This window comes from Streptomyces sp. NBC_01384 (assembly GCF_045040035.1).
Taxonomy (GTDB): Bacteria; Actinomycetota; Actinomycetes; order Streptomycetales; family Streptomycetaceae; genus Streptomyces.
Map to the genome: position 1 here is coordinate 9,739,616 of NZ_CP109559.1, position 23,941 is coordinate 9,763,556.

Genomic DNA, 23,941 nt, shown 5'->3' on the forward strand with positions numbered 1-23,941 from the left:
TCCTGGTTGCGGGTTGGGGTGTCACCGGGTGGCCTCGGCGAGCCTGGTGGCCAGCACCGGTCCGATCTGGGCCAGCGAGCCGGCCTGGGTCATCCGGTCGTGCCGGGTGGTGATCTCGTGCGATTCGATCCGGCCGGTGATGTACGGGCGCCAGGTCCCGGGCCCGGCGTCGTCCTTGTCCCGGTCGATCGTGGAGTTGAACAGCAGCAGGTCTCCGTCGAACCTGCCCGGGACGAAGTCGACCGCCAGTTTCGCGTTGTTGATCATGATTTGGACGACGACCTCGATCTGCTGTCCCGTCAGGCCGGCCAGCGCGCTGCCCCGCTCGCGCAGGATCTCGGCGACCTCGCCATAGGTCAGCGGCCGGTCGCCCAGCTCGTCCAGGCCGCAGTCGAGCACGCCGACCAGCACGTCCCGCTCGGTGGGCACGGGCACCTCCTCGAACGCCACGTCCTTCACCGGGTAGGCGTCGAGGATCGCCAGCAGCGCGGTCCGCTCGCCGCGTGCCTGCAGCTCGCAGGCGATCGCGTGGGCGATCAGCCCGCCGGCGGACCAGCCGAGCAGCAGGTACGGGCCCTCGGGCTGGATCTTGCGGATCTGGTTGGCGTAGTCGGCCGCCATCTCCTCGAAGGACGTCGGCCGGGGTTCGGGGCGGCCGAGGCCGCGCGCCTGGATCGCATAGACGGGGTATTCCGAACCGATGTGGTTCAGGAGCCCGCTGTACGACCAGCTGATACCGCCGCCGGGGTGGATGCAGAACAGCGGTGTCCGGCTTCCCGTCGTGCGCAGCGGCAGCAGCACGTCCAGCGCGTCGTCGGGATCGTTCATGACCAGGCGTTCCGTGAGTCCGGCCACGGTCGGCGCTTCGAACAGCGTGCGCAGGCCCACCTCGACACCGAGGGTCTCGCGGACGCGGGAGACCAGGCGGGCGGCGAGCAGCGAGTGCCCGCCCAGGTCGAAGAAGCTGTCGTCGATGTGCACCTGTTCCCGGCCGAGGACCTGGGCGAAGAGGTCGCACAGCAGCTGTTCCTGCGGCGTCCGGGGGCCGCGCCCGGCGCCCGGCGCACCGTAGTCGGGGGCCGGCAGGGCGGCCCGGTCCAGCTTGCCGTTGGCGGTCAACGGCAGCACGTCCAGGGTGACGAACGCCGACGGCACCATGTACTCGGGCAGTTCGCGGCGCAGCCGGTCGGACAGCTCGCCCGACTCGGGCGCACCCTCGGGAGCAGGTACCAGGTAGGCGACGAGCCGCTTGTCGTCCGGCTGGTCCTCGCGGACGACGACGGCCGCCTGGCCGACGCCCGGGCAACTCGCGAGCACCGCCTCGATCTCGCCGGGCTCGATCCTGAAGCCGCGCAGCTTGACCTGGTGGTCGGCCCGCCCGGCGAAGTCCAGCGTGCCGTCGGCCAGCCACCACGCCAGGTCGCCCGTGCGGTACATCCGGCTCCCGGCGGGCCCGTACGGATCGGCGGTGAACCGCTGCACGGTCAGGCCGGGCCGGCCGACGTAGCCCCGGGCCACGCCCACCCCCGCGAGGTACAGCTCGCCGACCACGCCCGGCGGCACCGGCCGCAGCGCGGCGTCGAGCACGTAGGCGCGCATGTTCGTCATCGGCCGGCCGATCGGCACGGTCGCGGCGTGCTCGGCGAGGGTGTGCACCGGGTGGCAGGTGGCCAGGGTCGTGGCCTCGGTGGGCCCGTAGCCGTTGACCACCGTGATACCGGGACAGGCTGCCAGCACCCGGACGACGGCGGCCGGGGACACCACGTCACCGCCGGTCCACACCTCGCGGACCCCTGCGAGCAGGCCCGGCCGCTCCTCGGCGACCAGGCGGAACAGGCCGGCCGTCAGCCACAGTCCGGTCACCTGATGCTCGTTGATCGCTTGATCCAGCAGGTCGAGATCGAGCCGCCCGGGCGGTGCGACCACGATCCGGCCGCCGCCGAGCAGCGGCACCCAGTGCTCGTACGTGGAGAGGTCGAACGCGGTGGGGGAGTGCAGCAGCACCCGCTCGTGTCCGCCGTCGCGCCAGCAGGGGGTCAGGGCGTGGGCCACCACGTCGCGGTGGGTGACAGCCACGCCCTTCGGCCGTCCGGTCGAGCCGGAGGTGTACATCACGTATGCCAACTGCCGTGGGTCGCAGGTGACTTCGGGGTCGGAGGAGTCGGACTCCGCCTGGATCAGTGCGGTCAGCACATCCTCGGTGAGGACTACCCTGGCCCCGGCCTCCTGGAGGATCAGGTCGATGCGGGACTGCGGGAACCGCGAGTCGAGGGGCACGTAGGCGCCGCCCGCCTTGATGATCGCCAGGACCGCCACGACCAGATCCGCCGAGCGCTCCAGCAGTACCGCGACCGGCGTCTCCGCCACCACGCCCTCGCGGATCAGCGCCCGCGCCAGGCGGTTGGCCCGCAGGTCGAGTTCCCGATAGGTCAGCTCGGTGCCGCTCGCCACGACGGCCACCGCATCCGGGGTGGCGCGCACCCGGCGGGCGAACAGTTCCGGCAGCGCGGCCTCGGGCAGCTCGGCGGCGGTGTCGTTCCACTCGGACAGCAACCGGTGGCGCTCCTCGCCGGACATGATGTCGATGCGGCTGATCGGCCGGTCGGGGTCGGCGACCACCGCGCGCAGCAACCGCGCCCAGCGGGCGAACAGCAGCTCCACGGTGGCCGGGTCGAACAGGTCGGTGGCGTACTCCACCGCACCGGCCATGCCGTCGAGGCTGCCGTCCGGCCGGTACTGCTCGGCCAGACTGAACGTCAGGTCGACCCGCGCGGTGCCGGTCGGTGCGTCCAGGTACCCGGTCGACAGCCCCGGCAGCGTGAAGTCGCTCAACGGTGCGTTCTGCAGGGCCAGCATGGTCTGGAACAGCGGGTGGTGCGACAGCGACCGGGCCGGGTTGACGACCTCGACCAGGTACTCGAACGGCACGTCCTGGTGGGCGTACGCGGACAGCGCCTTCTGCCGTACCCGGCCGAGCAGTTCGGCGAAGCCGGGGTCGCCGCTCGTGTCCGTGCGCAGCACCAGGGTGTTGACCATGAACCCGACGAGATCGTCCAGGGCCTGGTCGGTGCGCCCGGCGATGGGGCTGCCGATCGGGATGTCGGTGCCGGCGCCGAGCCGGGTGAGCAGCGCGGCGAGACCGGCCTGGAGCACCATGAACATGCTGGCGCCGCGCGCGGTGGCCAGGTCCCGCAGTGCCTGGTGCAGTTCGGCGTCCAGCCGGACGGCGAGCCGGCCGCCCCGCTGGGAGGCCACCGCCGGCCGGGGCCGGTCCGCGGGCAGTTGCAGCCGTTGCGGCAGCGCGGTCAGCTCCTCGCTCCAGTAGGCGAGTTGCCGGGCGAACAGGCTGTCCGGGTCGGCGGCGTCGCCGAGCAGATCGCGTTGCCACCGGGTGTAGTCGGCGTACTGCACCGGCAGCGGGGACCACTGCGGTTCCTCGCCCCGGCAGCGGGACGCGTAGGCCGTCGCCAGGTCGCGGGAGAGCGGGCCCATCGACCAGCCGTCGGCCGCGATGTGGTGCACCACGAGCAGCAGCACATGCCGGTCGGGGGCGAGCGCGTAGAGCTCCGCGCGGATCGGCGGCTCGGCGGCCAGGTCGAAGCCGCGCTGGGCCCCCTCCGCCAGCCGGCCGGACAGCCGTACGTCGTCGAGCTCGACGACCGGCAGTTCGGGGCGGGCCTCGTCCGCGCTCAGCACGAGCTGGTACGGCACGCCGTCCGCCTCGCGCAGGACCGTCCGCAGGCTCTCGTGCCGGGCGATCACGTCGGCGAGCGCGGCATGCAGCGCCGCCCGGTCGAGTTCGCCGTCCAGGCGCAGCGCGAGCGGCATGTTGTAGGTGGCGCTCGGCCCGTCCAGGCGGTGCAGGAACCAGAGGCGTTGCTGGGCGAAGGACAGCGGGATCCGCTCGGGGCGCGGACGCGCGGTCAGCGCGGGCCGCTCCGTGACCGAGCCGTCGAGGCGGGCCGCCAGGGCGGCCACGGTCGGGTGCTCGAAGAGCGAGCGGACCTCCAGTTCCGCACCGAAGGTCGCCCGGACCCGGGAGGCCAGGCGGGTCGCCAGCAGGGAATGCCCGCCGAGGTCGAAGAAGCTGTCCTCGACGCCGACCGCGGGCAGCCCGAGCACGTCGGCGAAGAGATCGGCGAGCAGCTGTTCCTGCGGGGTGCGCGGCGCCCGCCCGGTCGTGCCCGTCCCCAGGTCGGGGGCGGGCAGGGCACGGCGGTCGACCTTGCCGCTGGCGGTCAGCGGCAGTGCGTCCAGGACGACGATGGCCGACGGCACGAGGTAGTGGGGCAGCCGGTCGCGCAGCCGGTCGCGGAGTGCGCCGACCAGGGCGCCCGTGGCGCGGCTTCCGGTCGGACGGTTGGTGAGCGAGGACAGCGCGGTGCCGGCCGGCCGCAGCGGCCGGTAGACATCGACGGGGGCGTCTCCCGGCACGCCGCCGATGGCGACGTCCAGGGCGTCGGGCGCGCCGGCCGACCAGGTGACGTCCACCCGGCGGCCGAGTTCGTCACCGAGCTCACGGAAGTCCTCCGGGTCGGGCAGGCCGCCGCTGTCCGGGCCGTGCAGCCGGTCCAGCAGTTCGGCGAGCGTGCCGTCCCCGTTCTGCACCGCCCGGGACAGTGCCGCCTCGCGGGCGACGCGCCGGTTCGGCACCCCGGTGATGCGCACCGGGTCCGCGCCTCGCCGGGCGAGCAGCTCGCGCACTTCCGCGAGGTCGGCGACCTCTCGGCCCCACGTCAGCTCCTGCGGCGCGGCCGGTGCCGTCGGGACGGCCGATCGCTCGTGCAGCGTGACGTCGTAGCGGTAGCGAGTGAGCTCGTTGTGGTGCCGGCCGCCCTTGACCTCCACGGTCACGGCCCCGACGGTGCCGCGGTCGCGCAGGACGGCGAAGAAGTCCGGGTCGACCAGGAGTTCCTTCTCCACCAGAAGGGCCTGCTCCACGGCACGGCGCACCGAGGGCAGGTCGGCGTCCTCGTCGGCCCGGTGGAGCTGGACGGCCGTGGCCAGCGGGCGCAGCAGCCGCAGGTTGCGGACGTCGCCGATGAAGAGCGCGCCACCGGGGGCGAGCAGCCGCATCAGCCGGTCGATCACGTCCGCGAGGTAGTCGGCGGACGGGAAGTACTGCACCACCGAGTTCAGCACGATGGTGTCGAACCCCCCGACCGGCAGCCCGTCGGTGTCGTGCGCCGGGCGGGTCTGCAACACCACACGCTCGGCCAGCCGCTCCTCCCGCGCCACTTGGGCGGCCAGCGCATCGATCGCGGTGGCGGAGAAGTCGGTAGCCCAGTACGCCTCGCAGTGCGGTGCGATCTGCGAGAGGAGCAGGCCGGTACCGACGCCGACCTCCAGCACCCGGCGGGGGCGCAGGGCAAGGATGCGCGCCACGGTGGCGTCCCGCCACTCCCGCATCTGCTCGACCGGGATCGGGCTTGCGTCGTAACTGCTGTTCCAGCCGACGAAGTTCTGGCCGAAGGCGGCCTCCTCGGGAACGATGGGCAGGGCATCGTAGATGTCCCGCCACTCGCCCACGTGGTCCGCTTCGAGACCGCTGTCCCGGGTCGACTCCTGGCGCGGAACGACGTAGCCGACGAGCCGGTCGTCCTGTGCGAGGACGGCGGTCTGTGCGACGGCGGGATGCTCGGCCAGGGCTGCCTCGATCTCGCCGAGTTCGATGCGGAAGCCGCGTACCTTCACCTGCTGGTCGGTGCGGCCGACGTACTCCAGCTCACCGTCGGCGCGTCGGCGCACCAGGTCGCCGGTGCGGTACATGCGTTCGCCGTCCGTGCCGAACGGGCAGGCGACGAACCGTCCGGCGGTCAGCCCCGGCCGGTTCAGGTACCCGCGCGCCAGACCCGCCCCCGCGACGTACAACTCACCTGCCACGCCCGGCGGTACCAGCCGCATCCGCTCGTCCAGGACGTACACCCGGGAGTTGGCGATCGGACGGCCGATCGGCGGCACGCCCGACCCCGGGGACAGCGGGTCGCTCATCGTCGCGCACACCGTCGTCTCGGTCGGACCGTACGCGTTGATCATCCGACGGCCCGGCGCCCAGCGTGCCACCAGCTCCGGTGGGCAGGCCTCACCCGCCACCACCAGCGTCGACACGGTCAGCGCGTCCTGCGCCACGGTGGCCAGGACGGACGGGGGCACGGTCACGTGGGTGACCGCGAGGTCCGGGTCGGTCAGCGCGGCGACCGGGTCCGCCGCGGGGGGCAGCACCAGGGCCGCGCCGCGCAGCAGGGCGGTGAAGACCTCCGACACCGAAGCGTCGAAGCTGGGCGAGGCGAACTGCAGCACCCGGCTGCCGGGTTCGATCGCGAACCGCTCGATCTGGCCGGCCACCAGACTCGCCACCCCGCCGTGGCCGACCACGACGCCCTTGGGGCGGCCGGTGGAGCCCGAGGTGTAGATCACGTAGGCCGGGTGCCGGACGTCGAGCGCGATCTCGGGGTCGGTGTCCGGCCAGTCTCCTTCGGTGACCGTCGCCGGGTCGTCGATGACCACCGTGGGGTGGGCGTCGTCCAGCATGAACGCGATCCGTGAGTGGGGGTACGACGGGTCGACCGGCAGGTAGGCGGCCCCGGCCTTCAGGACACCCAGGATCGCCACGACGGACTCCAGTGACCGCGGCAGTGCCACGGCCACGGTCTGCTCCGGGCCCACGTCCTGCGCGAGAAGCGCATGTGCGAACCGGTTCGCCCGCGCATTCAGCTGGCGATACGTCAACTCGGCATCACCACAGACGAGTGCGATCGCATCCGGCGTCGCCGCCACCTGTGCCGCGAACGCCGCCGGCACCGGTACGGCGTCCACCTCACGGGCGGTCGCGTTGCCGCGCTCCAGCAGCAGGTGCCGCTCGTCGGCGTCGAGGAGGTCGACCAGTCCGATCGGCTGCTCAGGGTCGGCGGTGACCGCCTCCAGCAGGAGTGTCCAGCGCCGGGCGAGGGCGGTGACCGTGTCCCGGTCGAACAGGTCGGTGGCGTACTCCACCACGCCGACGATCCCGGCCGGGCTTCCGTCCGGCCCGAACTGCTCGGCGAGGTTCACACCGAGGTCGAACTTGGCGGTTCCGGTGGCCACCGCGTAGGTGCTGACCTCCAGGCCGGGCAGCGAGAAACGGCCCATCGGCGCGTTCTGCACGGCCAGGATGGTCTGGAACAGGGGGTGGTGGGACAGGGACCGGGACGGGTTGAGTGCCTCCACCAGGTGCTCGAAGGGCACGTCCTGGTGCGCGTACGCCGTCAGTGCCGTTTCCCGTACCCGTCCCAGGAGTTCGGCGAATGTCGGGTCGCCGCTGGTGTCGGTGCGCAGGACCAGGGTGTTGACGAAGAACCCGACCAGGTCGTCCAGCGCCTCGTCCGTGCGGCCCGCGATCGGGCTGCCGATCGGGATGTCCGTTCCCGCGCCCAGCCGCGTGTACAGCGCGGCGAGGCCCGCCTGGAGCACCATGAACAGACTGGTCCCGGCTCGCCGCGCCAACTCCAGCAGGGCGGCGTGAAGTTCGGGACTCAACTCCAGACCGACCTGGCCACCGTGCCAGCGGGCGACAGCTGGCCGCGACCGGTCGGTGGGCAGCTGGAGCAGCTCCGGCAGGTCGGACAACTGCCGTTTCCAGTAGCCGAGTTGTTCGGCGAACCGGCTCTCCGGGTCGGCGGCTTCGCCGAGCAGGTCCCGCTGCCACAGCGTGTAGTCGGCGTATTGCACCGGCAGGACCGGCCGACTCGGTGTGCGACCCTCGCACCGGGCGGCGTACGCCTCGGCCAGGTCGCGGGCCAGCGGGCCGGTGGACCAGCCGTCACCGGCGATGTGGTGCATCACCAGCAGCAGCACGTGCTCCTGCGGCGCGACCTCGAACAGCTCCGCCCGCAACGGCGGTTCCAGCGCGAGGTCGAAGGGCCGCCGGGCGAACTCGGCAAGCTGTTCCGGTAGTTCGGCCTCCGACGACCCGGTCGACCGCACCCGGGGCCGGGCCGCAGCAGGGTCCAGGACGCGCTGGCACGGAACGCCGTCGACCTCTGGGAACACCGTCCGCAGGCTCTCATGCCGGGCCACCACGTCAGAGAGTGCCTCGTCCAGCGCCGCTGCGTCGAGCGTGCCGGTCAGCCGGAGCGCCAGCGGGATGTGGTATGTCGCGGTGGTGCTGTCCATGCGGTGCAGGAACCAGAGCCGGCGCTGGGCGAAGGAGAGCGGTACCGCTTCCGGCCGCACGTGCGCCGTCAGCGCCGGGCGGGCGCGACCGGCCTCGGCCAACGCCCCGGCCAAGCCCGCCGCGGTGGGCGCCTGGAAGAGCGCGCGCAACCCCAGCTCCACGCCGAGCACCGAGCGGATCCGTGCGACCAGCCGGGTGGCGAGCAGGGAGTGCCCGCCCAGGTCGAAGAAGTCGTCGTCGACCCCGACCCGTGGCGCGCCCAGCACCTCGGCGAACAGCTCGCACAGGATCTGCTCCTGCGGCGTACGCGGCGCCCGGCCCGGTGCCGAGGCCACCGACTCGGGCGCGGGCAGCGCCGTCCGGTCCAGCTTCCCGTTCGGCGTCAGCGGCAGCACGTCCAGCAGGACGAACGCCGACGGCACCAGATAGTCGGGCAGGCGGTCGCGCAGATACGCCGTCAGCTCCGCCGGGCGTACGACCGCGTCGGGACGCGCTGCCACATAGCCGACGAGCCGGTCGTCCTGTGCGAGGACGGCGGTCTGTGCGACGGCGGGGTGTTCGGCGAGGGCTGCCTCGATCTCGCCGAGTTCGATGCGGAAGCCGCGTACCTTCACCTGCTGGTCGGTGCGGCCGACGTACTCCAGCTCACCGTCGGCGCGTCGGCGGACCAGGTCGCCGGTGCGGTACATGCGTTCGCCGTCGGTGCCGAACGGGCAGGCGACGAACCGTCCGGCGGTCACGGCCGGCCGGTTCAGGTACCCGCGTGCCAGGCCCGGGCCCGCGACGTACAACTCACCTGCCACGCCCGGCGGTACCGGCCGCATCCGCTCGTCCAGGACGTACACCCGGAAACCAGCGACCGCTCGGCCGATCGGCGGCACGCCCGACCCCGGCGAGAGGGGGTTGCTCATCGTCGCGCACACCGTCGTCTCCGTCGGACCGTACGCGTTGATCATCCGGCGCCCGGGCGCCCACCGGGCCACCAGCTCCGGCGCACACGCTTCACCGGCCACCACCAGGGTGGCGGCCGTGACGTCGGTGCCGTCGAGCGCCGCCAGGGCCGAGGGCGGCAGCGTCACATGGGTGACGTCGAGCCGACGGTCCGTCAGGGCCTCCAGCGGTGCCTCGGACGGGGCCAGGACGAGCGCGGCACCGGTGAGCAGGGCGCTGCACAGGTCCCAGAACGACGCGTCGAAGCTGGGCGAGGCGAACTGGAGCACCCGACTGCCCGGCGCCACGCCGAGCCGCTCGACCTGCGTCGCCACCAGGCCCGCCACCCCGGTGTGGCTCACCATGACGCCCTTGGGGCGGCCGGTGGAGCCCGAGGTGTAGATCACGTAGGCCGGGTGCCGGACATCGAGCGCGGTCTCCGGGTCGGTGTCCGGCCAGTTTCCGTGGGTGACCGTCGCCGGGTCGTCGATGACCGCCGTGGGGCGGGCGTCGTCCAGCATGAACGCGATCCGCGCCTGGGGGTACGAGGGATCCACCGGGAGGAAGGCGGCTCCGGCCTTCAGTACACCCAGGACGGCCACGACGGACTCCGGCGACCGCGGCAAGGCCACCGCGACGATCCGCTCTGGGCCCACGCCCTGCGCGATCAGCGCGTGCGCGAACCGGTTCGCCCGCGCATTCAGCTGACGATACGTCAACTCCTCGTCGCCGTTGACCAGTGCGACCGCATCCGGCGTCGCCGCCACCTGCGCCGCGAGCATCTCCGGAAGGCTCGCGGCGGCAGTCCCGCTCTCGGCCGCGGGCAGCAGTTCGCGGCGCTCCTTGTCGGACAGCAGGTCGATCCCGCCGATCGACCGGTCCGGAGCGGCCGCGACCGCGGTCAGCAGCCTGGTCCACCGGGTGAAGAGGGCCTCCACCGTCGAGCGGTCGAACAGGTCGGCGCTGAACTCGACCGCTCCGCTCAGACCGGCCGGCGCGCCATCGGGCCCGTGCCGCTCCGCCAGGCCGAAGGTCAGGTCGAGCCGGGAGGTGCCGGTGGGCACGGTCATCCCGGTGGCCCTCAGGCCGGGCAGCTCGAAGTCACCGCCCGGCGCGTTCTGTACGACCAGCCCGGTCTGGAACAGCGGGTGGTGGGACAGGGACCGGGACGGGTTGACCACCTCCACCAGGTGCTCGAAGGGCACGTCCTGGTACGCGTACGCAGAGAGTGCCGTCTCCCGCACCCGCCCCAGCAGTTCGGCGAACGTCGGATCGCCGCTCGTGTCGGTGCGCAGCACCAGCGTGTTCACGAAGAACCCGACCAGATCGTCCAGCGCCTCGTCCGTACGGCCCGCGATCGGGCTCCCGATCGGGATGTCCGTTCCCGCGCCCAGCCGCGTGTACAGCGCGGCGAGGCCCGCCTGGAGCACCATGAACAGACTGGTCCCGGTACGCCGCGCCAACTCCACCAGGGCAGCGTGAAGTTCAGCGTCGATCCGGACGTCCAGCAGGTCGCCGCGGTACGTCATGGCGGCCGGACGCGGCCGGTCGACCGGCAGTTGCAGCTGGTCGGGCAGTCCGGCCAGCGCCTCGGTCCAGTAGGCGACCTGGCGCGCGAACGCACTGTCCGCGTCGTGCTCGTCGCCGAGGATCTCGTGCTGCCACAGGGTGTAGTCGCGGTAGGTCACCGGCAGCGGCGGCCATGCGGGCGCCGCACCGCTCCGCCGGGTGGCGTAGGCCGCGGCGAGGTCACGGGCCAGCGGGTCCATGGACCAGCCGTCACCGGCGATGTGGTGCATCACCAGCAGCAGCACGTGCTCCTGCGGCGCGACCTCGAACAGCTCGGCCCGCAGCGGCAGTTCCGACGTCAGGTCGAAGGCCCGTACCGCCGCCTCGCGCAGCAGGGCCGGAACCTCCGCCTCGCCGACCGCGCGCACGGCCAGCGGTACGGCGGCCTCGGCGGCGTCCAGCACCCGCTGGTGCGGAACGCCGGCGGTGTGCGGGAAGACCGTGCGCAAGGTCTCGTGCCGGGCCACCACGTCGGCGAGCGCGGCACTCAGCGCGGCCCGGTCGAGGTCGCCGGACAGCCGCAGGGCGAGCGGCATGTGGTAGGTGGCGCTCGGCGTCCCGAACTGCTGGAGGAACCAGAGTCGGCGCTGCGCGAACGACAGCGGCATGGGCTCGCGGCGGGGCTGGGGGACCAGGGCCTGCCGCGCGGTGCCGGCGTTGCCCAGCCCGGCAGCGAGCCCGGCGGGCGTCGGCGTCCGGAACAGGCTGCGCAGTTCCAGCTCGACGCCGAGGGTCGCCCGGACCCGCGAGACCAGCCGGGTGGCGAGCAGGGAGTGCCCGCCCAGGTCGAAGAAGTCGTCGTCGATCCCGACCCGGGGCAGGCCCAGCACCTCGGCGAACAACGCGCACAGGATCTGCTCCTGCGGCGTGCGCGGCGCACGGCTGCTCCCGGCCGTACCCGGCTCGGGCGCGGGCAGCGCCGCCCGGTCCAGCTTCCCGTTCGGCGTCAGCGGCAGCACATCCAGCAGGACGAACGCCGACGGCACCAGGTAGTCCGGCACCCGGTCGCGCAGGTACGCCGCCAGCGCCGCAGCCGTCGCCTCGGACCCGGTCGTGGGCACCACGTACGCGATGATCCGGGTCTCGCCCGGCTGGTCCACCCGGGGGAGTACCGCGACCTGGGCGACACCCGGGTGCGCGGCCAACTCGGCCTCGATCTCGCCCGGTTCGACCCGGAAGCCGCGGACCTTCACCTGGTGGTCCGTCCGGCCGCCGAACTCCAGCTCGCCGTCGGCGCGCCAGCGGACCAGGTCACCGGTGCGGTACATCAGCGCGCCGGCCGGACCGTACGGGTTGGCGACGAACCGCGTGGCGGTGAGCCCGGGCCGGTTCAGGTAGCCGCGGGCGAGTCCCGTCCCGGCGAGGTACAGCTCGCCCGGCACGCCGGGGGCGACCGGTCGCAGGGCCGAATCCAGCACATACGCCTGGCAGTTGGCGATCGGGCGGCCGATCGGCACCGGCAGCGGGCAGTCTGCGGGGTCGCCCGGCAGCGGGTAGGCGGTGATCACGTGGGTTTCGGCTGGGCCGTAGTGGTTGTGCAGCATCCGGCCCGGCACCCGGGTCTGGAAGCGGCGCACGGCACCGCCCAGCCGCATCGCCTCGCCGGCCTGCGCGATCAGCCGCAGGTTCGGCAGCTCCAGTTCGGCTTCCTCGGCGGCCTCGGCCAGTGCCTCGACCACCAGATTGGGCGCGAACAGCTCCTCGACCCCGTGCCGGTCCAGCCAGTGGGCGAACAGCTCGGCGCTGCGCCGCTGTTCCTCGGTCGGCACCACGAGGGTCTTGCCGTACAGCAGCGCCGAGAGCATCTCCTGCACCGAGACGTCGAAGCTGATCGCGGTGAACTGCGCGGTGCGCGTGCCGGGTTCGCCACCGACAGCCCGGTGATGCCACGCCAGCAGGTTCAGCAGCCCGGCGGCGGGCATCACCACGGCCTTGGGCCGGCCGGTGGAGCCCGAGGTGTAGATGACGTAGGCCGGGTGCCGCGGGTCCGCGGCGACGGCCGGATCGTGCTCCGGCTGCTCCTCGGCCGGTGTGACGGCCGCGAGGTCGTCGAGCACCACGGCCGGGCGCGCGTCCTCCAGCATGTACGCGATGCGGGCGGCCGGGTAGTCCGGGTCGACCGGCAGGTACGCGGCACCCGTCTTGAGGACCGCCAGGACGGCGACCACCAGCTCGGCGGAGCGCGGCAGTCGCAGGGCGACGACCTGTTCCGGCCCCACCCCGCGCGCGATCAGCGCGTGCGCCAGGCGGTTGGCCCTGCGGTTCAGCTCGCGGTAGGTCAGCGCGGTGTCCTCGAACACCACCGCCGGGGCCTCGGGGGTCGCCCGGACCTGGGCCTCGAACAGGGACGGCAGGCCGGTGACAGGAGCCGGGCACGCGGTGTCGTTGCGTACGACCAGCAGTTCGTGCCGCTCCTCCGCGGCGAGGACGTCGATCCGGCTCAGCGGCCGGTCCGGCTCGGCGACCACCGCCGCCAGCAGGCGCAGCCACCGGGCGACCAGCGCCGCCACCGTGGCGTGGTCGAACAGGTCGGTGCTGTACTCGACCCGCCCGATGATGCCCTCGGCCGGCCCGCCGGTGCCGCCGCGCTCCAGGAGATGGACGGAGAGGTCGAACATCGCCGTGGGCGTCCGCACCAGTACGGTCTCGGTGCTCAGGCCGGGCAGGGCGAACTCGGTGCGGGGCACGTTCTGCAGTGCGAGCAGCACCTGGAACAGGGGCTGACGGGCGAGCGACCGGGCCGGGTTGAGGGCCTCTACGAGGTGGTCGAACGGCAGGTCCTGGTGCGCGTACGCGGCCAGCGCGTGCTCCCGGACCCGGCCAAGCAGCTCGACGAAGGTCGGGTCGCCCGAGGTGTCGGTCCGCAGCACCAGGGTGTTGACGAAGAACCCGACCAGATCGTCCAGGGCCTGGTCGGTCCGGCCGGCGATCAGGCTGCCGACCGGGATGTCCGTTCCCGCGCCGAGCTTGTCCAGCAGCGCCGCCAGCGCGGCCTGCAACACCATGTAGGCGCTGGCCCCGTGCTCCCGGCCCAGGCGGATCAGCCCGGCGTGCAGCTCGGCGTCCAGCTCGACCGCGAGGTGGCCGCCGCAATGGGAGGGAACGGAGGGGCGGTGGCGGTCGGCGGGAAGCCGGATCTGCTCCGGCAGGTCCGCCAACGTCCGGGTCCAGTAGGCCGTCTGGCGGGCGAGCAGGCTGTCCTGGTCGGCCGCGTCGCCGAGCAGCTGCTGCTGCCACAGGGTGTAGTCGGCGTACTGGACGGGCAGCGGCGCCCACTGCGGTTCCTCGCCCCGGCAGCGCGCCGCGTACGCGGTGGCCAGGTCGGCCGACAACGGGCCCAGCGACCAGCCGTCACCGGCGATGTGGTGGACCACCACCAGCAGCACGTGCTCGTCCGGTCCCACCTCGAACAGCTCGGCACGCAGTGGTGGTTCGGTGGCGAGATCGAAGCCACGCGCCGCGGCCGCGGCCAGCAGCTCCGTCAGGTCCCTCTCGTCGGCCGGGGCGGCCGTGAGCTTCGGGCGCACCGTCCCGGGGGCCAGGACCTGCTGGACCGGCACGCCGTCCGCCGCCGGGAAGACCGTGCGCAGGCTCTCGTGCCGGTCGACGACGTCGGCGAGCGCCTTCTCCAGGGCCACCCGGTCCAGCGGTCCGGAGAGCCGCCACGCCAGCGGCATGTTGTAGATCGGTGCGGCACCCTCCAGCTGGTGCAGGAACCAGAGCCGCCGCTGCGCGGACGACAGCGGTACCCGCTCGGGCCGCTCCGCCCGCCCCAGGGCGAGCCTGGCCCGGTCGGCGCCGCCCAGAACGGCGGCCAGCCCGGCCACCGTCGGGGTCCGGAACAGGGTGTGCAGCGCCAGCTCGACGCCCAGGGTCGCCCGGACCCGGGCCACCAGCCGGGTGGCCAGCAGGGAGTGTCCACCCAGGTCGAAGAAGCTGTCGTCGACGCCGACCTGCGTCAGGCCCAGTACCTCGGCGAACAGCCCGGCCAGCACCTGCTCCTGCGGGGTGTGCGGCGTCCTGCCGACCCGTGATCCGGCGAACTCGGGCTCGGGCAGGGCGCGCCGGTCGAGCTTGCCGTTGGCGGTCAACGGCAGGGCGTCGAGGGCGACGAACGCGGCGGGCACCATGTAGTCCGGCAGCCACTCGCGGAGATGGGTGCGCAGTTCCTCCGGCCGGAACTCGGCGCCGGTGGCGGGCACCAGGTAGGCGACCAGGCGGATGTCCTCCGCCTGGTCCTGCCGGGCGATCACCGCGACCTGGCCGACCTGCGGGTGTTCGGCCAGCGCCGTCTCGATCTCGCCGAGTTCGATCCGGAAACCGCGCACCTTCACCTGGTCGTCGGCACGGCCGAGGTATTCCAACTGCCCGTCGGCACGTCGGCGCACCAGGTCCCCGGTGCGGTACATCCGCTCACCTGCCGCGCCGAACGGGCAGGCCACGAAACGCCCGGCGGAGAGCCCGGGCCGGTTCAGGTAGCCGCGGGCGAGGCCCGGGCCGGCGAGGTACAGCTCCCCGGTCACGCCCGGCGGCACCAGGCCCAGCCGCCGGTCCAGCACGTACGTCCGGAACCCGGCGATGCCACGGCCGATCGGCGGCACGCCCGGTCCCGGCGACAGCGGGTCGCTCATCGTCGCGCACACCGTCGTCTCGGTCGGACCGTACGCGTTGATCATCCGCCGCCCCGGCGCCCAGCGCGCAACCAGCTCCGACGGGCATGCCTCGCCCGCAACCGCCAGCGTCGGCACGGCCACCGCGTCCGGCGACAGCGCCGCCAGCACGGACGGCGGCACCGTCGCATGGGTGAGAGCAAGGCTCGGGTCGGTCAGCGCGGAGACCGGCTCGGCCGCGGGTGCCGGCAGCAGGGCGGCACCGGTGAGCAGGGCGCCGCACAGGTCCCACAGCGAGACGTCGAAGCTCGGCGAGGAGAACTGGAGCACCCGGCTGGCCGCGTCGATGCCGAGCCGCTCGACCTGCTCGGCCACCATGCCCCGCAGGCCCGCATGACTGACCACCACGCCCTTGGGGCGTCCGGTCGAGCCGGACGTGTAGATCACGTACGCAGAGTGCCGGGCGTCCACCGCGACGGCAGGATCGGTGTCCGGCCACCCGGACACGTCGACCACCGTCGCCGGGTCGTCGACCACCACGGCCGGACGTGCGTCCTCCAGCATGAACGCGATCCGCGACTCCGGATACGCCGGATCCACCGGCAGATAGGCGGCTCCTGTCTTCAGGACACCCAGGACGGCCACCACGAACTCCACCGAGCGCGGCAAGGCCACCGCCACGATCTGCTCCGGACCCACACCCCGCGCGATCAGCGCATGCGCGAACCGGTTCGCCCACGCGTTCAGCTGACGGTACGTCAACTCCGTGCCCGCGGAGACCAGAGCAAGACCCTCAGGCGTAGCCGCCACCTGTGCCGCGAACATCTCCGGCAGGCTCGCGGTGACCGCCCCGCCCTCGACGGCGGGCAGCAGCTCGCGGCGCTCCTCGGCGGACAGCAGATCGACGCGGCCGAGCCGCCGCTCCGGATCGGCGACAGCTGCCCTCAGCAGCCGCACCCAGCGCGCGACCATCGTCTCGACGGTGGCCGGATCGTACAGATCGCTCGCGAACTGGACGAGCGCGTCGACCCCGTCCGGGGAACCGTCCCCGGAGTGCCGCTCGGACAGCGAGAAGACCAGGTCGAACTTGGACGTGGTCGTGGTCAGCTCCACCTCGCCGACGCGCAGCCCTGGCGGGGCGAAGTCGGCCCGGGGCGCGTTCTGCAGCACCAGCATGACCTGGAACAGCGGGTGATGTGCCAGCGACCGCACCGGGTTGAGGGCCTCGACCAGGTACTCGAACGGCAGGTCCTGGTGGGCGTACCCGGCCAGTGCGGTGTCCCGCACCCGGCCGAGCAACTCGGCGAACGTCGGATCGCCCGAGGTGTCCGTCCGCAGCACCAGGGTGTTGACGAAGTATCCGACCAGGCCGTCGAGTGCCTGGTCGGTCCGGCCGGCGATCGGGCTGCCGACCGGGATGTCGTCGCCCGCACCGAGCTTGCTCAGCAGCGCCGCCAGCCCGGCCTGAAGCACCATGAACAGACTGGTCCCGTGCGCGCGGGCGAGCTCACGCAGACCGCGGTGCAGCTCCGCGTCCAGCCCGGCGCGCACGAAGCCGCCCCGGTGCGAGGCGATCGCCGGGCGGGGCCGGTCACCGGGCAGCTGGATCTGCTCCGGCAGATCGGCCAACTGCCGGGTCCAGTAGGCCGCCTGGCGGGCGAACAGACTGTCCCGGTCGGTGGCGTCGCCGAGCAGCTCGTGCTGCCAGAGGGTGTAGTCGGCGTACTGGACCGGCAGTGCCGCCCACCGCGGCTCCTCGCCGCGGCAGCGCGCCGCGTAGGCGGCGGTCAGGTCCTGCGCGAGCGGGCCAAGGGACCAGCCGTCACCCGCGATGTGGTGGAGCACCACCTGGAGCACGTGCTCGTCCGGCGCCAGCTCGAACAGCTCGACGCGCAGCGGCAGATCGGCCGCCAGGTCGAACGGACGATCCTTCGCGGCCGCCAGCACGCCCGGCAGCCCGGCCTCGGTGGTCCGGCCCACGGCCAGCCGCGGGCGGGCCGCCACCACGTCCAGCACCTGCTGGTACGGCACGCCGTCCACCACCGGGAACACGGTGCGCAGGGTCTCGTGCCGGGCCACCGCGTCCGCCAGGGCGCCCTGCAGGGCCCGCCGGTCCAGGTGTCCGGACAGCCGCCACGCCAGGGAGATGTGGTAGTTCGCGCCGGCACCCTCCAACTGGTGCAGGAACCAGAGCCGCCGCTGCGCGAACGACAGCGGGATCCGCTCCGGCCGCGCGTGGGCCACCAGTGCCGACTGCGCCTCGCGGGCTCCCGCGAGGGCGGCGGCCACGCCGGCCGGGGTCGGGGTCTCGAACAGGGTGCGCAGTTCCAGCTCCACCCCCAGGGTCGCCCGGACCCGGGCGGCCAGGCGGGTCGCCAGCAGCGAGTGCCCGCCGAGGTCGAAGAAGCTGTCCTCGACGCCGGCCTCGGCCACCCCGAGGACCTCGGCGAACAGCTCGCACAGGACCTGCTCCTGCGGCGTCCGCGGCGCGCGGCCGGTGTTCGCCGGGGCGAGGTCGGGTGCGGGCAGCGCCCGTCGGTCCAGTTTGCCGTTGGCGGTCAACGGCAGGGCGTCGAGGGTGACGAACGCGGCCGGCACCATGTACTCCGGCAGTAGCTCCCGCAGATGCTCGCGCAGTTCGCCCGAGCGCGGGGCGGCACCCGGGGCAGGCACCAGGTACGCGACCAGCCGGGTGTCGTCCGCCCGGTCCTGCCGCGCCAGGACGGCGACCTGTACGACGGACGGGTGGGCGGCGAGCGCCGCCTCGACCTCGCCGAGTTCGATCCGGAAGCCGCGCACCTTCACCTGGTCGTCGGCACGGCCCACGAACCGCAGACTGCCGTCCGCACACCGGCGCACGACGTCACCGCTGCGGTACATGCGCGCACCGGCCGGCCCGAACGGGTCGGCCATGAAGCGCCCGGCGGTCAGACCGGGCCGGTTGAGGTATCCGCGCGCCAGCCCGGCGCCCGCGACGTACAGCTCGCCGGGTACGCCCGGGGGCACCGGTCGCAGGTGGGCGTCCAGCACGTATGTGCGCAGGTCGGGGAGGGCCGCGCCGATCCGGCCGGCGGCGGTGTCGGACCGGTCGAGCGCGGCGTGGGTCACGTGCACGGTGGTCTCGGTGATGCCGTACATGTTGACCAGCAGCGGCGCGTCGTCCGGGTGCCGCTCGTACCAGCTCGCCAGCCGGGCGTGCTCCAGCGCCTCGCCGCCGAACACCACGGTGCGCAGCGCGAGCGCACGGCTGGTCTCCGGTGCCTCCTCGTCCGCCTGCATCAGCTGGTAGAAGGCGGACGGCGTCTGGTTGAGCACCGTCACCCGTGCACGGGCGAGGAGCTCCAGGAACCGGTGCGGCGAGCGGCTGGTCTCGTGGTCCACGACCACCAGGCGGCCGCCGTACAGCAGCGGGCCCCACAGCTCCCACACCGAGAAGTCGAAGGCGTAGGAGTGGAAGAGGGTCCAGACGTCCTCGGCGGAGAAGCCGAACAGCTCCTCGGCGGTGCCGAACAGCCGCACCACGTTCCGGTGCGGGACCACCACGCCCTTGGGGTCGCCGGTGGATCCGGAGGTGTAGATGACGTAGGCGGGGTGGCCCGGATCGAGGGGGATCTCCGGGTCGGTGTCCGGCAGCCCGTCCAGGTCGGCGGTGTCCAACAGGAGCCGGTCCACCGGGTCCGCCTCCGGCAGTTCGCCGGTCCGGCCCGTCGTCACGAGCAGCGTCGGCCGGGCGTCCCGAAGCAGGTAGGCGATCCGGGCGGCGGGGTACTGCGGGTCCACCGGAACGTAGGCGGCCCCTGCCTTGAGGACCGCGAGGACCGCCACCACGAGCTCGGCCGAGCGCGGCAGGGCCAGCGCCACCAGCTGCTCCGGCCCCACGCCCCGGGCGATCAGGGCGTGCGCAAGCCGGTTGGCCCGGGCGTTCAACTCACCGTAGGTCAGCGTGACGTCGCCGCTCACCACGGCGACCGCCGCGGGGTTCGCCCGTACCTGCCGCTCGAAGAGCGCGGTGATGCTGCTCTCCGGCGACTCCCCACCCCGGCCGACGACGGCCGGCAGCAGCGCGCGGAGCTCGTCGGCCGACAGCACGTCCACCTGGCCGATCCGCCGGCCGGGGTCGGCCACCACGGCGCGGAGCAGCCGCAGCCACCGGTCGACGATCCCCTCCACGGTGGCCGCGTCGAACAGGTCGGTGCTGTACTCCACCAGCCCCGACAGCCCGTGCCCGCCGGGCTGTTCGGTCAGCATGAACGTCAGGTCGCACTTGGCCGTCCCGGTGTGGACCAGGTCGGTCGCCACGCGCAGCCGCGGCAGGTCGAACGTGCCGAGCGGCGCGTTCTGCAACGCGAGCATGGTCTGGAACAGGGGGTGGTGTGCCAGCGACCGGGTCGGGTTCAGTGCCTCCACGAGGTGCTCGAACGGCACGTCCTGATGCGCGTACGCGGCCAGCGCGTCGGCGCGCACCCGGCCCAGCAGGTCGGTGAACGACGGGTCGCCGGAGAGGTCGGTACGCAGCACCAGGGTGTTGACGAAGAAGCCGACCAGGTCGTCCACGGCTTCGTCGGTGCGTCCGGCGATCGGCGTGCCGATCGGGACGTCGGTGCCCGCGCCGAGCTTGCCCAGCAGGGCGGCCAGCCCGGCCTGGAGCACCATGAAGAGGCTGGCCCCGCCGTCACGGGCGAGGGCGCGCAGACCCTGGTGCAGTTCGGCGTCGATCCGCACCGGCAGGAGGGCGCCCCGGTGGGAGAACACCGTCGGCCTGGGCCGGTCGAACGGCAGCTCGACCTGCTCGGGCAGGTCCGCCAGCTGCTCCTTCCAGTAGAGCAGTTGACCGCTCAGCAGGCTGTCCTGGTCAGAGCCCTCACCGAGCAGCTCGCGTTGCCAGAGGGCGTAGTCGGCGTACTGGACCGGCAGCGGAGTCCACTCCGGCTTCGCCCCTTCGGAGCGGGCCGCGTAGGCGGTGGTCAGGTCCCGCGAGAGCGGCCCCATCGACCAGCCGTCGCCGGCGATGTGATGCACCACCACCAGCAGCACGTGCTCGTCGGCTCCCAGCCGGAACAGTTCGGCGTGCAGTGGCGGCTCCTCGGAGAGCTCGAAGCCGTGCCGTGCCGCCTCCGCCAGCCGATCCGGCAGGTCGCCCTCGTCGACCTCGGTCACCCGCAGTCGCGGCCGTGCCTCGCCGAGGTCCAGCACCCGCTGGCACGGCACGCCGTCGACCACCGGGAAGACGGTGCGCAGGCTCTCGTGGCGCTCTGCCACGTCCGCCAGCGCGGCTTCCAGGGCCCGCTCGTCGAGGTTGCCGGACAGCCGCAGCGCCAACGGGATGTTGTACGTGGCGCCCGGGCCCTCCATGCGGTGCAGGAACCACAACCGGCGCTGCGCGAAGGACAGCGGGACCGCCTCGGGCCGCTCGCGCCGCCCCAGTGCCGGCCGTGCCCGGTCCGCGCGGTCCACCGCCGCCGCCAGTTCCGCCACCGTCGGCGCGTCGAACAGGTCACCCAGCGTCAGCTCCACGCCCAGCGCCGACCGTGCCCTGGCGACCAACCGGGTGGCCAGCAGCGAATGCCCGCCGAGGTCGAAGAAGCTGTCGTCCGGCCCGGCCTCGGCCACCCCCAGCACCTCGGCGAACAGCCCGGCCAGCACGTGTTCGGTCGCGGTGCGCGGAGCGCGGCCCGGGGCGGCCGCGGCCTGCTCGGGAGCCGGAAGGGCCCGCCGGTCGAGCTTCCGGTTCGGCGTCAGCGGCAGTGCGTCCAGCATCACGAACGCGGCCGGCACCATGTACTCCGGCAGCCGCTCGCGCAGGTGCTCGCGCAGCGCGGGCACGGCCACCGTGGCACCGGGTACCGGTACGAAGTAGGCGACCAGCCGGGTGTCCCCTTCGGTACGCACCAGAACGGCGGCCTGTGCGACCTGCGGGTGCGCGACGAGCACGGCCTCGATCTCGCCGAGTTCGATCCGGAAGCCCCGGACCTTGACCTGGTCGTCGGTACGGCCGAGGAACTCCAGGTTGCCGTCCGGGCCCCACCGCACCAGGTCGCCGGTGCGGTACATCCGCGCACCGGCCGACCCGAACGGGTCGGCCACGAAACGCCCGGCGGTCAGACCAGGCCGGCCCAGGTAGCCGCGGGCCAGGCTCGCGCCGGCGATGTACAGCTCACCCGTCACACCCGTGGGCATCGGCTGCAACGCGCCGTCCAGCACGTACAGCCGGGTGTTGCCGACCGGCCGGCCGATCACCGGACGCCGGCTCGACTCCAGCGGCGCGACGACCGAGTTCACCGTGCACTCGGACGGACCGTAGAAGTTCAGGCAGGACACCCCGTCGGCCGAGCGCAGGCGCTCCCACAGTTGCTCCGGGACGGCCTCCCCGCCCGCCGCGACCATCGCGGGACGCCACTGCGGATCGTCCAGCATCCCCTGTGCGACCAGAACGTGGAGGTACGACGGGGTCGCCTCGACGAAGTCGAGTCTGCAGCGCCTGGCGTAGTCGACGAAGGCGTCCGGGTCGGTCCAGGTCGCCCGGTCCAGGACGTGCAGCTCGTGGCCCGCGAACAGGCTGAGCAACTGGTTCCAGGCCGCGTCGAACGAGACCGACGTGGTCAGGGCCACCCGCAGGCGCCGCCGGTCCACGAGCAGGGGCGGGAACAAGGTCCGCTGCTGGTCGGCGAACAGGTTGAGCAGGCCGCCGTGCGTCGACACCACGCCCTTGGGCCGTCCGGTGGAACCGGAGGTGTAGATGACGTACGCCGGATGCTCCGGATCGACAGCCACTTCCGGGTCCACTGCCGGGCAACCCGCCACCGTCGCGGCCGTCTCCGGTTCGTCGACCACCAGCCGCTCGGCGGGACCGGCCTCGGGCAGCCGCTCCAGGACACGGAGGTCGGTCACCACCAGGACCGGCCGGGCGTCGTCGAGCATGTACCCGATCCGGGCGGCGGGGTACTCCGGGTCGACCGGGACGTAGACGGCTCCGGCCTTGAGCACCGCGAGGATCGCCACCACCAGTTCCGCCGAGCGCGGCAGGGCCACCGCGACCAGCCGCTCCGGCCCCACCCCACGGGCGATCAGGGCATGCGCCAGCCGGTTCGCCCGTGCGTCCAGCTCCGCATACGTCAGGGACGCGTCCGGCCCCACCACCGCGACCGCGTCCGGCGTCGCCCGCACCTGCGCCCGGAATACCTCCGGCAGGCTCTCGGCGGGGGCCTGCGTCACCGGACCGGCGCCCAGCGTCAGCAGCTCACGCTCCTCGTCCGCGGCGAGCAGGCCGATCCGGCAGACCGGCTCCTGCGGGTCGCAGCCCGCGGCGGTGTCCAGCAGCGCGATCAGCCGCCGTTGGTGGACGGCGAGTTCGTCCTCGCTCCAGGTCTGGGGTGCGCCCTTGAGTTCGACCCGGAGTTCATCGGATCCCCGCCGGCCCGTGACCCAGAGGGCCAGCCCGGTGGTCGGTTCCGGCAACAGGTAGTGCAGCGTGGTGGGGTGCCCGGCGAAACTCGGCGCGGAGTCGAAGACCATGATGTTGACGACGAGCGGGAACGCCGCCCCGGGGGAACCGGGGATGCCGAGGTCCCGGAACAGGTCCTCGCTGCGGTAGCGCTGGTGCAAGAGGGCCGCGTCGGCTTCCCGTGCCACCTCGGTGACGAGGTCGTGCCACCGCATGTCCGGACGCATCTGCAGGCGCAGGGGCGCCACGTTCGCCACCGTGCCGGGCGTGGACAGCAGGGCGCGTTCGGCTCCCTCGCGCCCGGTGACGGGAAGGCCGATCAGCACGTCCCGGTCCCCGGTGAGCCGGTGTGCGTAGAGAGCCGCCGCCGCGATCAGCGGGCGGGACCAGTGGACTTCGGTCCGTGCCGCCCCCGCTCGCAGCGCGTCCACGTGGAGCACCGCCGGTTCCACGGCGGTGCGCGGACCGCTCCCGGTACGCGGCGCCCGGCCGGTGAGCCGAGCGGGTTCCGGCCGGTCGGCGAGCCGCTCTGTCCAGTACGACTGATCGGAGGTGAACTGCTCCGAGGCGCGGTAGCCGGCGTCACCGCGGATCAGCTCGTCCAACGAACGCAACGGCGACGGCGGGACCGGACCGCCCGCGGCCAGCGCCGTGTACATCCGCGTCAGCCGCCGCCGGACGAGGGAGAGGCCGAAACCGTCCATCACCAGGTGGTGGTAGTTCTGGTACACGAGGTGGTGGGTCGGCGACAGGCTGATCAGCGCGAAGCTGAAGAGCGGATCACGTGAGAGGTCCAGCGCACGCATCCGGTCCCGGGCCATCCACGCGAGGCCTGCCGCTCGTGGGTCGGGCTCCGCGCTCAGGTCGAGCAGCTGGGGTTCCCAGTCCCATGCCTCGCGGACCACCTGCCGCGGCTCCTGCCCGTCGTCCACGAAACTCACGTGCAGCGCGTCGATCTCGTCGACCACCCGGCGCAGCGCGGTCTCGAAGAGCTCCGCGTCGACCGGGCTGTGGACCTCCAGATAGTCGCCGATGCGGTAGGCGTCGAGCGCGGTCCGCGCGCGCTGCTCGGCGAGCCAGATCTCACGCTGGGCCGCCGTCAGGGGAAGGGCATCGCCGTCGCGACGGGACATGGGGGTACCTCCGGAAGTGTGGGCAGGCGTGGTCGCAGGGCGCGCCGGGACCCGCCGACCGCGGTGGTGTCACGCGGTCGGCGGTGGGGTGGCGCGGCAGCTGCGG

Annotated in this window: 1 protein-coding gene; it reads right to left on the reverse strand. The window is 73.3% G+C overall.

What is annotated here, in order from left to right; translation table 11 throughout:
* Window positions 1-21 precede the first annotated feature (21 nt).
* Window positions 22-23,835: a non-ribosomal peptide synthase/polyketide synthase gene (locus OG747_RS44850; protein WP_405885118.1), complete on the reverse strand. Its 23,814-nt coding sequence runs from the start codon at window positions 23,833-23,835 to the stop codon at window positions 22-24.
* Window positions 23,836-23,941: the final 106 nt, after the last annotated feature.

Excerpts from the sequence above, each read along its gene's own strand:
- OG747_RS44850 (WP_405885118.1), bottom strand. The coding sequence starts at position 23,835 with ATGTCCCGTCGCGACGGCGATGCCCTTCCCCTGACGGCGGCCCAGCGT.